Raw genomic sequence first — 14,876 nt, forward strand, 5'->3', positions numbered from 1 at the left:
TGCAAGCCGGGAATGATCCGGGGCATCCCACGGTTTCTGGACTCGTGCCAAGATTGACCACCGTGAGCTCCACCGCTACTCCCGACACTTCTCCCGCCGACACCACAGTCCCTGCGCGCCGCGTCGCATGGGCCTCGATGGTCGGCACGTCGCTGGAGTCCTTCGACTTCTACCTCTTCGCGTACTTCTCGGCGTTCTTCGTCGGACCGCTCTTCTTCGATCCGCTCGGCAGGATCGGCGCCACCAGCGTGGCCTTCCTCACGATCGCGATCGCGTTCGTGGTGCGCCCGATCGGCGCCATCATCTTCGGCTACATGGGCGACCGGCTCGGGCGCCGGACGACTCTGCTGTGGACCGTCGGCATCATGGGCGTGGCCACCGGCCTCATCGGCCTGCTGCCCACCTATGCGCAGGCGGGCTGGCTCGGGGCGGTGCTGCTCATCCTGCTGCGCATCGTGCAGGGCCTCTCGCTGGGCGGCGAATGGGGTGGGTCGATCCTCATCGCGACCGAGCATTCCGGACCGGTCAAGCGTGCGTTCTATGCGGCCATCCCCCAGCTGGGCTCGCCGGTCGGCTCGATCCTGTCGGCCGCGGTGTTCATCGTGATGACCATCGTGCTCCCGGCCGAGCAGCTCGCAGAGTGGGGCTGGCGCATCCCGTTCCTGCTCGCGCTGCCTCTCCTGGCGGTGTCGCTGTACCTGCGCTTGACGATCACCGAGACGCCCGTCTTCCAGGGCGTCGTGGCAGAGGGCCGGCGCGACCGAATCCCCTTCGTCACGATGTTCGCCCGCCGTCCCGCGGCGATGGCGATCGCCATCGGAGCAGCGCTGCTGGGCATCGGCTCGTACTCGCTCATGAACACCTACACCGTGAACTACGGCGTCGAGCAGCTCGGGTTCAGCTTCCAGGACCTCCTCATCGCCACCACGGTCGGAGGGCTGCTGCAGCTCGTCACGATCCCGTTGTTCGGAGCGTGGGCCAGCCGGATCGGCTCCGCGAAGGTGGTGCTGTGGGGCGCCCTGGGCACGCTGCTCATCACGTTCCCGATGTACTTCCTGCTCCAGTTCGCGACGTTCCCGATCCTTGTCGCGACGATGATCATCGGCGGCATCCTGCCGACGATGGCATGGGCGGCGCTGGGCGGGCTCATGAACGATCTCTTCCCCGACAACTTCCGGTACTCGGCCCTGTCGTTCGCGTATGCGCTGGCGGCGACCATCAGCGGCTTCGTCCCATACGTCACGTTCGAGCTGGGCACCGCGACCGGCTTCGCATGGTGGCACCCGGGCGTCATCCTCGCGATCATGTCGGCCGTGACACTGGTCTCGGCCTGGCTGGCCACGCGCCGCCGGCCTGAGCCTGAGCTCGCCTCGGCACCCGAGACGGCCTCCGCCGCGGTCTGATCCGGCTCCGGAGGCGGAGCGGATGCCGGTGGCCCCGGCATCCGTTCCGCCGGCGTGCAGCGCGCCCGGGTAGAATCGACGCGCATCCCACACTCAGGCACGCTCACACGGTGCCGCACATATCGAGGAGACCCGATGGCCGACGCGCAGATTCCCGACAAGCCCGCCCTCGAAGGCCTCGAGACCAAGTGGGATGCGAGCTGGACCGAGCGGGGCACGTACCTGTTCGACCGGATCCGCGCCGCAGAGGTCGGTCGTGCCGGGATCTTCTCGGTCGACACTCCCCCGCCGACCGCCTCGGGAAGCCTGCACATCGGGCACGTCTTCAGCTACACGCACACCGATGTCAAGGTGCGCTTCGAGCGCATGCGCGGCAAGACGGTGTTCTACCCCATGGGCTGGGACGACAACGGCCTGCCGACCGAGCGCCGCGTGCAGAACTACTACGGCGTGCGCTGCGACCCCTCGCTGCCCTACGACCCGCAGTTCACTCCCCCGTATGAAGGCGGCGACAACAAGTCGAGCCGCGCGGCCGACCAGATCCCGGTCAGCCGCCGCAACTTCATCGAGCTGTGCGAGAAGCTCACCGTCGAAGACGAGAAGCACTTCGAGGCGCTGTGGCGCTCGCTCGGGCTGAGCGTGGACTGGACGCAGACGTACCGCACGATCTCAGACGACACGATGCGGATCAGCCAGCTCGCATTCCTGCGCAACCTGGAGCGCGGCGAAGCCTTCCAGGACCTCGCGCCGACGCTGTGGGACATCGACTTCCGCACCGCGGTGGCGCAGGCGGAGCTCGAAGACCGCGACCAGCCGGCCGCGTACCACCGCGTCGCGTTCCACAAGGCGGACGGCTCAGGCGATGTCTTCATCGAGACCACGCGTCCGGAGCTGCTGCCCGCGTGCGTCGCGCTGGTCGCCCACCCCGACGACGAGCGGTATCAGCCGTTGTTCGGCAGCACGGTGCGCACGCCCCTGTTCGACGTCGAGGTCCCCGTCCTGGCGCACCCGCTCGCGCAGCAGGACAAGGGCTCGGGCATCGCCATGATCTGCACCTTCGGCGACGTCACCGACATCGTGTGGTGGCGGGAGCTGAACCTGCCCAACCGCACGATCCTCGGGCAGGACGGTCGCGTTCTCGCCGAAGCGCCCGACGTGATCGTGACGGATGCCGCGAAGACGGCGTACGCGGAGCTGGCAGGCAAGACGGTGTTCAGCGCCAAGAAGCGCATCGTCGAACTGCTGCAGGAGTCCGGCGACGTGGGGGGCGACCCCAAGCCGTTCACCCACGCGGTCAAGTTCTACGAGAAGGGCGACCGCCCGCTCGAGATCGTCTCGACGCGCCAGTGGTACCTGCGCAACGGCGCCCGCGACGAGGCCCTCCGTGACAAGCTCATCGCTCTCGGCCAGCAGATGTCGTGGCATCCCGATTTCATGCGCGTCCGCTACGAGAACTGGACCAACGGACTCACCGGCGACTGGCTCGTCTCTCGCCAGCGCTTCTTCGGTGTGCCGATCCCGGTCTGGTACGCACTGGACGAGAACGGTGAGCGCGACTACGGCCGCGTGCTGACGCCGGATGCGGCGACGCTTCCGGTCGATCCGTCGACGGATGTGCCGCCGGGGTACACCGAGGATCAGCGCGGCGTCGCCGGTGGTTTCGAGGGCGAGAACGACATCTTCGACACGTGGGCGACGTCGTCCCTGACCCCGCAGCTCGCCGGCGGGTGGGAGCGGGATCCCGAGCTGTGGAACCTCGTCGCGCCGTTCGACGTGCGCCCCCAGGGCCAGGACATCATCCGGACGTGGCTGTTCTCCACGCTGCTGCGCAGCGCCCTCGAGGACGATCGCGCCCCATGGACGGATGCTGCGATCTCGGGCTTCATCGTCGACCCCGACCGCAAGAAGATGTCGAAGTCGAAGGGCAACGTCGTCACGCCGGCCGACATCCTCGTGCAGCACGGCTCGGACGCCGTCCGCTACTGGGCGGCCTCCAGCCGCCTGGGCACCGACGCGGCGTTCGACCCGCAGAACCCCACGCAGATCAAGATCGGTCGCCGCCTGGCCATCAAGATCCTCAACGCGGCAAAGTTCGTGCTGTCGTTCCCGGTGCCCGAGGGCGCTCAGGTGACACACGCGCTCGACGCGTCGATGCTCACTCGGCTGGACGACGTCGTGCGTGATGCGACGAAGGCACTGGACTCGTACGACCATGCTCGCGCGCTGGAGATCACCGAATCGTTCTTCTGGACCTTCTGCGACGACTATCTCGAGCTCGTCAAGGAACGTGCCTACAACCAGGCGGACGTGGGCCAGGCGTCCGCTGCCCTCGCGCTGCGCATCGCGCTCTCGACGCTGCTGCGGCTCTTCGCGCCGGTGCTCGTCTTCGCAGCGGAAGAGTCCTGGTCGTGGTTCAACGACGGCTCGGTCCACACGGCGCCGTGGCCGGAGACGCTCGAGATCGAAGGCGACCCGTCTGTGCTGAGCGTCGTGGGCAGCGCCCTGATCGGCATCCGGCGGGCGAAGACAGAGGCGAAGGTCTCACAGAAGACGCCTGTCGACCGGGTGACGATCTCGGCTCCGGCCGCGTCGCTCGACGCGCTCCGCCTCGCGGAAGGCGATCTGAAGGCGGTCGGCCGGATCGCGGAGATCCGTTACGCGGACGCCGACGAGCTGACCGTCTCCGACATCCAGTTCGCACCCCAGGAGGCCTGACATGCAGCTCGGAACCCGCTGGACCTCGGGCGATGAAGCGCCGCGCGCGGTGCCGGACGCGCTGCGCCGCGGCATCCGGAGCGTCGACGAGTCCATCCCCAACGACGATCTCGGTCAGCCGCGGCCTCGATGGACGCTCACGTGGCTCGAAGGCCGCCCGATCGCGGAGCTCGACACCGGCGTCATCGTCACACTCGGTGCGGACGGCGAAGCCGTCGTCCGGCACGATCCCGACGACGGCTTCGCATAACGGACCGCGAGAGCGGCGCCCGCATCAGTTGTGCAGCGCGCCCGCCTCGGCCCCGGCCTTGCGCGTGCCCACGACGAGCAGGCGTGAACCGAGAACCGTCGCCACGAGGATGAAGATGCCGGCCGCGACGAACGGCAGGCGCAGATCGATCCGCGCCACCCAGCCGCCCAGCAGCGTGGCGATCGGGAACATGCCCCACGTCAGCATGCGGATGATGCCGAGCACCCGGCCGAACAGCTCGGCGGGAACGATCTGCTGCCGCAATGCGCCCCAGGGCACATTCCACACCGAGATCGAGAAGGCTCCGAGCGCGTAGGCGGCGCTGGCGGAGAAGACCTCCGGGGCCAGGCCCGTCAGGCCCAGTCCGATGGCGGCCCCGACATTGGCGGCGAGCATGACGCGTCCGCGACCGAACCGCTCGACAAGGCGCGAAGCGACGAGGGATCCGAGGAGCGCCCCGACGCCCACGCCCGCTGTGACGAAACCGATCGCCGCGGGCGCGACGTCGAGGTCCTCGAGGAAGTACAGGATCGTGCTCGCCTGCGCGAAGGAGAGGGCGCTGCCCACCAGCGACGTGTAGAGGACCATCGCGCGCAGATAGCGGTTGTGCCACAGGTACACGATCGCCTCCCGCGCGGTCACCTTGCTCGGAGACGGCGGGACGGGAACGGGAGCCGCCGAGCCCCCGGTGGCCACGTCAGGGGCAGCGGGGTCGGTGACTCGAGTCGCCTCGCGCAGTGGGCGCGCCGCGGAGATCGGCAGGAGCAGGGCGAGGACGATGGGCACGAGGTATCCGGTCGCCCCCAGCCACAACGGCAGTGCGAGCGAGACGGCGAAGAGCAGGCCGGCGATGGGCTGAGCGACGAACATGTCGATCGTGATGTGCGCGGCCTGCATGCGTCCGTTCGCGCGATCCAGCTGCGGCTTGGTGACCACACCCGGGATGACCGCGTTGGTCGCGTTGTCGAACAGCGTCTCACCCAGTCCGAAGACGAGGGTTCCCACGAACAGCGCCCAGAGCTCCAGTGAACCGGTCGCGGTGAGGACCGCAAGCCAGAGGGCAGCGCCGCCGCGGAGGGTGTTCGCCGCCGCCATGATGAGGCGCCGGTCGAAGCGATCGACGATCATGCCCGCGGGGAGCCCGAACACGAGCCATGGAAGGAACGCAAGGGCGCCGATCACCGAGATCGCCAGCGGGTCGCGCGTCAGTGTCGTCGCGATCAGCGGAACCGCGGTGCGCCCCAGTCCGTCGGCCAGATTGCTGAATGCCGCGGCGGTCCACAGCTTTCCGAAGTCGCGACCGAGGGGTGTGCGCTTCGCCGGACCTGCCGGGCTGCCAGAGGCCTTCACGGTGTCGACGGCGCCGCTCATCGCGGGAGCATGCCGAGAGCAGCCAGCGCCTCCGCGTTGCGGCGGGCAGTGGCCGCGGCATCCTGCGCGGACAGAGCGTGGTGCCGAACATCACCGGCACGGCGTTCGAGTCGCTTCTGCACGAAGGCGTCGAGCACACCCGCCGTGCGCAGGAGCGCGCGATCGATGACGTTGGTGCGAGTGGTCGCGAGCCGTGTCCGGAAGTACGGCGTTGTGATGGCGGTCATGACTGTCCTCCTTGCTCGGGAAGCGGGAACAGGTCGGCCCGGATCGTCACGGGCCGGACGTCCTCGCCGGTCTGGTTGCGGTAGGCGTCCACGGCCTCGTCGATGAGGGCCATGATCTTCGTCGCCAGCTCTTTGCTCTGCGCGGGAGTGAGTCGTGCCGTGGCGGTGGAGATCATGCTCCCGTCCCGCCATGTCTCCGGCTCGCTTTCGAGTCCGCGACCCACGAACGCCACGAGCTGCTCCTGACGAAGCTTGAAGAACTCGCTCATCACGATCTGCGTCGCTGCACGACCTGACGGCGTCTTCAGCGCCTCGGCGTTCGCGAACGACACCCCTCCCGCCGGGCGCTCCCACCAGCGCTCGCGGCCCGACCCCTTGTCGACGCACTCCTGGATGAGGTCGTGCTTCGCCAGTGCACGCAGGTGGTAGCTGGTCGAACCGGAGGACTCGCCCAGCCGCTCCGCGAGCGAGCTCGCTGTCTGCGGGCCGTACTGGCTCAGGATGTCGTAGATCTTCACCCGGAGGGGGTGCGCGAGTGCACGCAGCGCCCCGGCATCGAGCACACGATCTGCGCGAAGCGGTGCGGTGTCCGCGACCGTGGGATCGGCGTGTGCGCTGTCTGTCATGCCTTCACGATAGAACATGCAAAGCCTTCTTTGCAAGTACTTCTTTGCAACGGAGTATTTGCATCCACTTGTTTGCAAAGGCTCCGCTGTAACCGGGTGCCGCGACACTAGGCTGGACCGCATGCCTACGGACAACCCGCTCCTCTCCCCCAGCGTGCTCCCCTACGGCCTCCCGGACTATTCCGTGATCCGCCCCGAGCACTACCTGCCCGCATTCGAGCAGGCTTTCGCCGAGCACACGGCCGAGGTCGCGGCGATCACGCGGGTGCGCTCCATGCCGACGTTCGAGAACACCATGGCGCCGCTCGAGGCGAGCGGCCGCCTGCTGGGCGACGTGGCCCGCACGTTCTACACCGTGTCGTCGGCCGATGCCACCGATGAGATCCAGGCGATCGAAGAGCAGCTCGCCCCGCTCATGTCGGCGCACCAGGACTCGATCCAGCTCGATGCCGCCCTCTATCGGCGGATCAAGACCCTCCACGAGCAGCGGGATCAGCTCTCGCTGACAGCGGAGCAGCGTTACCTCATCGAGCGCCACTACACCGAGATGTCGCACGCGGGCGCCGGGCTGGACGACGACGCGAAGCAGCGCCTCACCGCGCTCAACCAGCGTCTGTCCACCCTGACGACGCAGTTCGAGAAGAACCTGCTGGGCGACACGAACGACCTCGCGGTCGTGTTCGACGATGTCGCAGAGCTCGACGGTTTGACCGACGGGGAGCTCTCGGCTGCCGCGCAGGCCGCCGCCGATCGCGGACTCGAGGGCAAGTGGGTCGTCACGTTGACGCTGTTCACGGGGCACCCGTACCTCTCGAGTCTCACCGACAGGACCTCGCGGGCACGCCTGCTCGAGGCATCCCGGTCCCGAGGGTCTCGCGGCAACGACCACGACAATCGCACGACCCTCCTCGAGATCGTGCGGCTCAGGGCCGAGCGCGCGGCCCTGCTCGGCTACGACTCGCACGCCGCCTACATCACGTCCGACGAGACCGCGCGCTCGCCTGAAGCCGTGCACGACCTGCTGCGGCGCCTGGCGGTACCGGCCGCTCGCAACGCGCGCCGCGAGCAGCAGAAGCTCCAGGAGATCATCGACGCCGAGGCCGCGTCGTTCCCGCTCGCGGCGCACGACTGGGCGTACTACACGGAGAAGGTGCGGGCTGCCGAGTACGACCTCGACCGCTCGGCGCTGCGTCCGTGGTTCGAGGCGGAGCGCGTGCTGCAGGACGGAGTGCTCCGCGCCGCCACAGAGCTGTACGGCGTCGCGTTCACCGAACGGGACGACCTTCACGGCTACCACCCCGACACACGCGTCTTCGAAGTGCACAATGCCGACGGCAGTGCTGTGGGGCTCTTCGTCCTCGATCTCTACACCCGCGACACCAAGCGCGGCGGGGCGTGGATGAACTCGATCGTGCTGCAGTCGCACCTGCGCGGCACCGCGCCGATCGTCGTCAACAACCTCAACGTCCCGAAGCCGGCGCCCGGAAGCCCGACTCTGCTGACTCTCGACGAGGTCACCACGCTCTTCCACGAGTTCGGTCACGCGCTTCACGGGCTGTTCGCGACCGTCACGTATCCCCACTTCGCCGGCACGAACGTCTTCCGCGACTTCGTCGAGTTCCCGAGCCAGGTGAACGAGATGTGGATCTACTGGCCCGAGATCCTGACGTCGTACGCACGGCACATCGAGACCGACGAGCCGCTGCCCGCAGGTGTCGTCGAGAAGCTCCACGCGTCCGAGGCGTTCAATCAGGGCTTCGCGACCAGCGAGTACCTCGCCGCGGCATGGCTCGACCAGGCCTGGCACTCCCTGTCCACGAACGAGGCGGCAGCCGACCTGGACGTGGCCGCGTTCGAGGCATCCGCCCTCGCCGACATCGGTCTCGACAACCCCGCGGTGCCCACGCGGTACTCGTCGACCTACTTCGCGCACGTCTTCTCGGGCGGCTACAGCGCCGGGTACTACTCGTACATCTGGAGCGAGGTGCTCGACGCCGACACGGTGGAATGGTTCCGCGAGAACGGCGGCCTGCGGCGCGAGAACGGCGATCGCTTCCGCGAGCGACTGCTCGGCGTCGGCGGTTCCAAGGACCCGCTCGAGGCCTACCGGGACTTCCGTGGGCGGGATGCCGAGATCCAGCCGCTCCTGAAGCGGCGAGGTCTCGCGGACTGACCATTCCGCGAAGCCGGCACTACTCAGGGTGCGCGGCCACCCATGCCGCCGCAGCGGACCGGGACGACACGCTCAGCTTCGTCCGCGCATTGGCGACGTGACGATGCACGGTGTGGATGCTGAGGAACAGCTCGGCGGCGATCTGGGCGTCCGTCCTCCCCTGCGACACGAGAAGAAGGACCTCGCGCTCGCGAGGCGAGATCACGTCCGCCGCCGGCGCATCGGCGCCGGCGGGCGCGGCGTCATGGGGCGCGAACGAGTCCCGTCTCAGCGTCTCCTCGTCGACCCCGTCGAACGCCAGCGCCGGACGCAGAACTGCAGCGACGTCGCCGTGCCATGGGTGATGTGCCACCCCATCGACCACCTCCAGCTGAGCCCCCGGGATCGCGGCGGCCGTCTGCACGCCGAGCGCGAGCGGGATGGCGCGGTCACCGCGGCGGTGGATGACGAGCGTCGGCGCGGTCACCGCCGCTGCGGATCGGGTGGCGTCATACGCATACACCGCCTCGAGGCCTGTTGCCGCCGCCTGCGCGGTCGCCGTCGATCGCTGGTGCCGGGCATACGCGGCGCGCTCCTCTGCGTTGGCGTCGGGGTAGAAGATGTCCGACATCACGCGCGAGCTCACGCCCCAGCTCCGGCGCACGAGTTCGATCAGCGCGGCCCGGTCCGCGGCCGGCGCGATGGAGCTGCCGTCGAGGTAGGCGCCGGTGAGGATCAGGCGCCGCACGCGCTCGGGATACCGCGCGGCGAACTCCACGGCGACAGCGCACCCTGATGATCCGGCGAAGACCGACGCCCGCTCGACGCCTGCGTCGTCGAGGACCGCTCGCATCGCGTCTACGTGCGGGTCGACGCTGTCCGGCGGCGCGGCCCGTGAGCGCGAGAGTCCGTTCCCCGGAGCATCCATGCGGATGACCCGCCGGTGCCGGGCGAGCGCCTGCACGAACCCGCGCAGCGGTGCGTAGTCCCAGTCGCGCTGGAGGTGGCTCATCCACCATCCGCCGACCAGCACCGGGCGACCGGAGCCGATCTCCGACCAGGCGACGTCGTCGGAGCCCGACCAGACGTGGTGGACGACGACAGGGCTGGACACGCCATCAGTATGCGACACCCCGGCGTGCGCCGGGAGTACGGGGCGACGACGCAGGCCGGGAGTCCCGTGGTCGCCGGCCGAGCCGATGCCGCGCGACAGGGTCACAGGACTCGTCCAAGCGCCCAGGCGAGCCGCTGGCGCTTCACAGCGACCCAAGTCGACTCCGCGCGCGCGACCTGCGCTCCAGCGGCATCCGTGATGGCGACGGAGGTTTCATATCTGCGCCCGTGCACCTCACGCGTCCAGCCGTGCACGACGAGACGCTCCCCGACACGCGGCTGACGTTCCACCTGAGCGCTCATCGTGCCGAGCAGGCACAGAATGCCGTCGCGCAGGGCCATCGCCGGATAGCTCGTGCAGTCCATCGCACCCCACACCGCCGCGTAATCGGCGATGCCCGCACGACTGTGGCGGGTGCCCACGATCCACGGCGACGCGAGGACGTCCGGAGATCCAGGAACGGGTCCGGGGGTGACGTGCATCCCATCAGCTCGATCCGGTCCACAAACGACGCAGTCCGAGAGGAGGTGGCGGGTGCCGGTCAGCGGGTGGGCGGCACGGGCGGCGACCGCATCCTCGAAGCTCGGCGCGCCGGGTGACCTCGACTCATCAAGTCGTCCCGGCCGTGCCGTCGCGATCAGCCGGCGGCCGCGGTGAACCTGGACCGCCCCCCTCCCATCGTCGAAGACATCGAGCGGTCGATCGAGCGGAACCGGGCGCTTCAAGACGACGGTGACGACGTCTGCATCGACCTGCTGCGAGATGCGACCGGCGGCGATACCGCCATTGGCCGACCGGCGGGGGCCGTTCCAGTGTCGCGCGATGCGCACACTGCCGATCCACTGCCGTTGGCGCGCGTGGGCCTCGGTGGGCACGGAGCGGCCGTAGACGACCGCGGCTTCATGAGGTGAAAGAGCGAAATCTGACATGTCCCGATTCAACGGGCCCGGCCTTGCGGCCCGCCTCGCACAGACTCGCCATTCCTCGGTGGCCCGAATCGGCCAGCCGCCGGCGATCCTGGCTTTTCGAGATCGGCCTGCCGCTACCCTCGCCGCCGATTCACGACACGCCGAGCCCCTGTGCGAACACGCGCATGCGTTCCGCCATCACCTGCGGCACCTCCGCGACCGTGAAGTGACCGCCTTCTTCGAGGCGCTCGAACGCACGGAGGTCCCGGTAGAAGCGGCGGGCGAGCGACTCGGGGTAGTCCCACTCGTGGCGCTGGATGTGGACGGATGCCGGGACCTCGACGACCGGCATCACGTCGGGCTGGTCGGCGCCCTCGTAGTACGGCCGGAAGGACGACCCGATCGACTGCGTCGTCCAGTAGATCATCGCCTCGGTGAGGATGCGCTCGCGCGAGAGACGACGCTCGACGCCCGCCGGATCATCGCCGGGGGTGTCGCTCCACTCCGCCAGCTTCTCGCCGAGCCACGCCAGCAGCCCGGCTGGCGAGTCGTTGAGCGCCGCGGCGAGCGTGTCGGGCCTCGTGGCCTGGATGTGTCCGTACCCGCCGTTCGCGCCGCCCCACCGGTCGAGTCGTTCGAAGAAGGCGATCTCGTCCGGAGCCGTGAGCGACGGCCTTTCGGCCTGTGCGGGAAAATGCGAGTGCGTGACGAGGATGCCGCTCACGGACTCGGGGTACGTGCCGGCGATCAGATCGTTCACGTTCGCAGAGACGTCCTCGCCGTACGTGAAGTAGCGTTCGTAGCCGAGCACGTCGGTCATGAGAGCGTGCATCGTCGCCGCGAGACGCACCTCGGTCATGGGACCGGCGGCATAGGGAGTCGAGTACCCGAATCCCGGAAAGCTCGGCACGACGACATGGAAGTCCGGGAGCAGATCGGCGAAGTCGAGCTGCAGGGCGAAGGTGTGCGGCCAGCCGTGCATCACGAGCAGAGCGGGCGCGTCTTCTCGTTGGGAGCGCAGATGCGCGAAGTGCACGGTCGCGTCGTCGATGTCGGCGAGGAACTGCGGATGCGCGTTGAGCCACGCCTCCCGCTTCCGCCAATCGAAACGTCGCCAGCTGGCGACGAGGTCGGCGAGGTAGGCCGCGTTCATGCCGGCATCCGGGCGGCGGGGTGAGTCCGGCAGGGGCCGGAACCGATCCAACCGCGCGTGCAGATCGGCGATCTCGGCGTCGGGGACGTGAATCGTGAACGGTCGCGTCAAGGTCATCCTGCGACGCTAGTGGCGGGGTCCGACACCCGCCGGCACCCGCTCAGGCGCTCTTGCGCTTCTCCCGTAGCACCAGCGTGGGCGGCGCGCCCTCTTCGACAGCCGCGCGGGTGACAATCGCCTTGTCGACGTCGTCGCTCGACGGGATCTCGAACATGATCGGGCCGAGGACGTCCTCGAGGATCGCGCGCAGACCTCGCGCACCGGTCTTGCGGGCGACCGCCAGGTCAGCGATCGCCTCGAGTGCCTCGCGGTCGAACTCGAGCGTCACGCCATCGAGTTCGAACATGCGCTGATACTGCTTGACCAGCGCGTTCTTCGGCTCCGTGAGGATCTCCATCAAGGCTTCCTGGTCGAGCGGAGCGACCGATGCCACGACCGGCAGGCGGCCGATGAACTCAGGGATCAGACCGAACTTGTGCAGGTCCTCCGGCTGCACCTCGCTGAACAAGGTGAGGTCGTCGCCCTTGTTGTGCAGCGGTGCGCCGAATCCGACGCCGTGCTTGCCCACACGCGACGAGATGATGTCCTCGAGTCCGGCGAAGGCGCCGGCGACGATGAACAGCACGTTCGTCGTGTCGATCTGGATGAACTCCTGATGCGGGTGCTTGCGCCCGCCCTGCGGCGGCACCGAGGCGACGGTGCCCTCGAGGATCTTCAGCAGCGCCTGCTGAACGCCCTCGCCCGACACATCCCGGGTGATCGACGGGTTCTCGGCCTTGCGGGCGATCTTGTCGACCTCGTCGATGTAGATGATGCCGGTCTCGGCGCGCTTCGTGTCGAAATCGGCTGCCTGCAGCAGCTTGAGGAGGATGTTCTCGACGTCCTCGCCGACGTAGCCGGCCTCGGTCAGCGCGGTGGCGTCGGCCACGGCGAACGGCACGTTCAGGCGCTTGGCCAGCGTCTGTGCGAGGTAGGTCTTGCCGCAGCCGGTCGGACCGAGGAGCAGGATGTTGCTCTTGGCGATCTCGATCTCGTCGGCGCGTTGCTCGGCGGACTGGATCGTGCCGTGCGCGCGGACGCGCTTGTAGTGGTTGTAGACGGCCACCGAGAGTGCGCGCTTGGCGTCGTTCTGACCGACGACGTACTCCTCGAGGAACGCGTAGATCTCACGCGGCTTCGGGAGGTCGAACTCGGCCACGACGCCCGAGGACGACTCGGCCATCCGCTCTTCGATGATCTCGTTGCACAGCTCGACGCACTCGTCGCAGATGTACACGCCGGGGCCGGCGATCAGCTGCTGGACCTGCTTCTGGCTCTTGCCGCAGAAGGAGCACTTGAACAGGTCGGCGCTCTCACCGATGCGTGCCATGCGGCGCCTCCTCGTGACGTGGGGCCAGTCCCCCGGCTGTCTTCCGAGCCTAACGTCTGACGGCGACATCGGGCGGGATTGCGACGCACGTTGTGGAGGGCCGTCCGCCCAGAGCAGAACACCTGCCCTCGCGCACGACGACGCCCCGCCGCCCGGCGATCCGGGTGACGGGGCGTCGAAGGAGCCGTCCTACTTGGTCAGCGCCTGCTGACCGCGCTTGCGAGTCGTCAGCACTTGGTCGACCAGGCCGTAGGCGACGGCCTCCTCGCCGGACAGGATCTTGTCGCGGTCGATGTCCTTGTTGACCTCTTCGGCCGTCTTGTTGGAGTGCTTCGCCAGCGTCTGCTCGAGCCACGTGCGCATCCGCATGATCTCGGCTGCCTGGATCTCGATGTCCGAGGCCTGTCCGTGGCCGGCCTCGCCCATCGCGGGCTGGTGGATGAGAACGCGGGCGTTCGGCAGCGCCAGGCGCTTGCCGGGCGCTCCTGCCGCGAGGAGCACGGCGGCCGCGGAGGCTGCCTGCCCAAGCACGACGGTCTGGATCTGCGGCGAGACGTACTGCATCGTGTCGTAGATCGCCGTCATGGCTGTGAACGAGCCGCCGGGCGAGTTGATGTACATGATGATGTCGCGGTCGGGATCCTGGCTCTCGAGCACCAGGAGCTGGGCCATGACGTCATCCGCCGAGGCGTCGTCGACCTGGACGCCCAGGAAGATGACGCGGTCCTCGAACAGCTTGTTGTACGGGTCCTGGCGCTTGTAGCCGTAGGCCGTGCGCTCCTCGAACTGCGGCAGGATGTAACGGCTGCCGGGCATCTGGAGCGCCTGCGGGGCGCCCGATCCGAAGGTGGGTGTCTGCATTGCGGGGTTCTCTCTCTTTCGCCTTCGGTGCGCTCAGCTGGCGGTTCCGCCGCCGCCGATGACGTCGGTCGCGGACTCGCGGATGTGGTCGACGAAGCCGTATTCCAGCGCCTCGTCGGCGCTGAACCAGCGGTCGCGGTCGCCGTCGGCGTTGATCTGCTCGACGGTCTTGCCGGTCTGCACCGCGGTGATCTCGGCGAGCCGCTTCTTCATGTCGAGGATCAGCTGCGCCTGCGTCTGGATGTCGCTGGCCGTGCCGCCGAATCCGCCGTGGGGCTGGTGCAGCAGCACACGCGCGTTGGGCGTGATATAGCGCTTGCCCTTGGTCCCGGCGGTGAGCAGCAGCTGCCCCATGGACGCCGCCATGCCGATGCCGACGGTCACGATGTCGTTCGGCACGAACTGCATGGTGTCGTAGATCGCCATGCCGGCCGTGATCGACCCGCCGGGCGAGTTGATGTAGAGGTAGATGTCCTTCTCGGAGTCCTCGGCGGCGAGAAGGAGGATCTTCGCGCAGATCTCGTTCGCGTTGTCATCCCGCACCTCCGACCCGAGCCAGATGATGCGGTCCTTCAGCAGCCTGTCGAAGACGCTCGTCGCGACAAGTGGTTCGGCCATGTGTGCTCCTGTTTCCTTGGGTCTTCGTCGAATCTACCGGCGCGTCCGA

Annotated in this window: 13 protein-coding genes; 4 read left to right on the plus strand and 9 right to left on the minus strand. The window is 68.3% G+C overall.

What is annotated here, in order from left to right:
• Positions 1 to 62: 62 nt before the first annotated feature.
• The 3 genes from HF576_RS17135 to HF576_RS17145 all read left to right on the plus strand — a co-directional run bounded on the left by HF576_RS17135 (position 63) and on the right by HF576_RS17145 (position 4,368).
• Positions 63 to 1,403, plus strand: coding sequence for an MFS transporter (locus HF576_RS17135; protein ID WP_343234332.1), 1,341 nt, complete (start codon positions 63 to 65; stop codon positions 1,401 to 1,403).
• A gap of 135 nt (positions 1,404 to 1,538) precedes the next feature.
• Complete coding sequence (gene valS / locus HF576_RS17140) at positions 1,539 to 4,118, plus strand: valine--tRNA ligase (protein ID WP_168914049.1); 2,580 nt, start codon at positions 1,539 to 1,541, stop codon at positions 4,116 to 4,118.
• Position 4,119: 1 nt separating this feature from the next.
• Complete coding sequence (locus HF576_RS17145) at positions 4,120 to 4,368, plus strand: hypothetical protein (protein ID WP_168914050.1); 249 nt, start codon at positions 4,120 to 4,122, stop codon at positions 4,366 to 4,368.
• Between the two features lie 24 nt (positions 4,369 to 4,392).
• On the opposite strand, the gene HF576_RS17150 is transcribed toward HF576_RS17145, so the two are convergent.
• Genes HF576_RS17150 through HF576_RS17160 form a run of 3 tightly spaced genes read right to left on the minus strand, consistent with a single transcriptional unit; the run spans position 4,393 to position 6,592 of the window.
• A complete protein-coding gene (locus HF576_RS17150) occupies positions 4,393 to 5,739 on the minus strand; it encodes an MFS transporter (protein WP_168914051.1) in 1,347 nt (448 codons plus the stop codon).
• The gene (locus HF576_RS17155) at positions 5,736 to 5,966 is read right to left on the minus strand and encodes a hypothetical protein (RefSeq protein ID WP_168914052.1); all 231 of its coding nucleotides are present in this window, start codon (positions 5,964 to 5,966) and stop codon (positions 5,736 to 5,738) included. Before HF576_RS17155 ends, HF576_RS17150 begins: the two co-directional genes overlap by 4 nt.
• Complete coding sequence (locus HF576_RS17160) at positions 5,963 to 6,592, minus strand: ArsR/SmtB family transcription factor (RefSeq protein ID WP_168914053.1); 630 nt, start codon at positions 6,590 to 6,592, stop codon at positions 5,963 to 5,965. Before HF576_RS17160 ends, HF576_RS17155 begins: the two co-directional genes overlap by 4 nt.
• 121 nt (positions 6,593 to 6,713) lie before the next feature.
• Here HF576_RS17160 and HF576_RS17165 point away from each other — a divergent pair, with 121 nt between their 5' ends.
• Positions 6,714 to 8,765, plus strand: coding sequence for a M3 family metallopeptidase (locus HF576_RS17165; protein WP_168914054.1), 2,052 nt, complete (start codon positions 6,714 to 6,716; stop codon positions 8,763 to 8,765).
• 19 nt (positions 8,766 to 8,784) lie between these two features.
• Here the strand turns inward: HF576_RS17165 and HF576_RS17170 are convergent, their stop codons facing one another.
• The 6 genes from HF576_RS17170 to HF576_RS17195 form a co-directional block, all read right to left on the minus strand.
• Positions 8,785 to 9,858, minus strand: coding sequence for an alpha/beta fold hydrolase (locus HF576_RS17170; RefSeq protein WP_168914055.1), 1,074 nt, complete (start codon positions 9,856 to 9,858; stop codon positions 8,785 to 8,787).
• Positions 9,859 to 9,959: 101 nt separating this feature from the next.
• Complete coding sequence (locus HF576_RS17175; protein WP_168914056.1) at positions 9,960 to 10,787, minus strand: hotdog family protein; 828 nt, start codon at positions 10,785 to 10,787, stop codon at positions 9,960 to 9,962.
• A 130-nt stretch (positions 10,788 to 10,917) separates the two neighbouring features.
• The gene (locus HF576_RS17180) at positions 10,918 to 12,036 is read right to left on the minus strand and encodes an epoxide hydrolase family protein (RefSeq protein WP_168914057.1); all 1,119 of its coding nucleotides are present in this window, start codon (positions 12,034 to 12,036) and stop codon (positions 10,918 to 10,920) included.
• Between the two features lie 43 nt (positions 12,037 to 12,079).
• Entirely contained in the window at positions 12,080 to 13,348 is a 1,269-nt protein-coding gene (clpX, locus tag HF576_RS17185) for an ATP-dependent Clp protease ATP-binding subunit ClpX (RefSeq protein ID WP_168914058.1), read from the minus strand.
• A 189-nt stretch (positions 13,349 to 13,537) separates the two neighbouring features.
• A complete protein-coding gene (locus tag HF576_RS17190; protein WP_168914059.1) occupies positions 13,538 to 14,209 on the minus strand; it encodes an ATP-dependent Clp protease proteolytic subunit in 672 nt (223 codons plus the stop codon).
• A gap of 33 nt (positions 14,210 to 14,242) precedes the next feature.
• The gene (locus HF576_RS17195; protein WP_168914060.1) at positions 14,243 to 14,827 is read right to left on the minus strand and encodes an ATP-dependent Clp protease proteolytic subunit; all 585 of its coding nucleotides are present in this window, start codon (positions 14,825 to 14,827) and stop codon (positions 14,243 to 14,245) included.
• Positions 14,828 to 14,876: the final 49 nt, after the last annotated feature.

Source organism: Microbacterium salsuginis (genome assembly GCF_012524205.1).
Taxonomy (GTDB): domain Bacteria; phylum Actinomycetota; class Actinomycetes; order Actinomycetales; family Microbacteriaceae; genus Microbacterium; species Microbacterium salsuginis.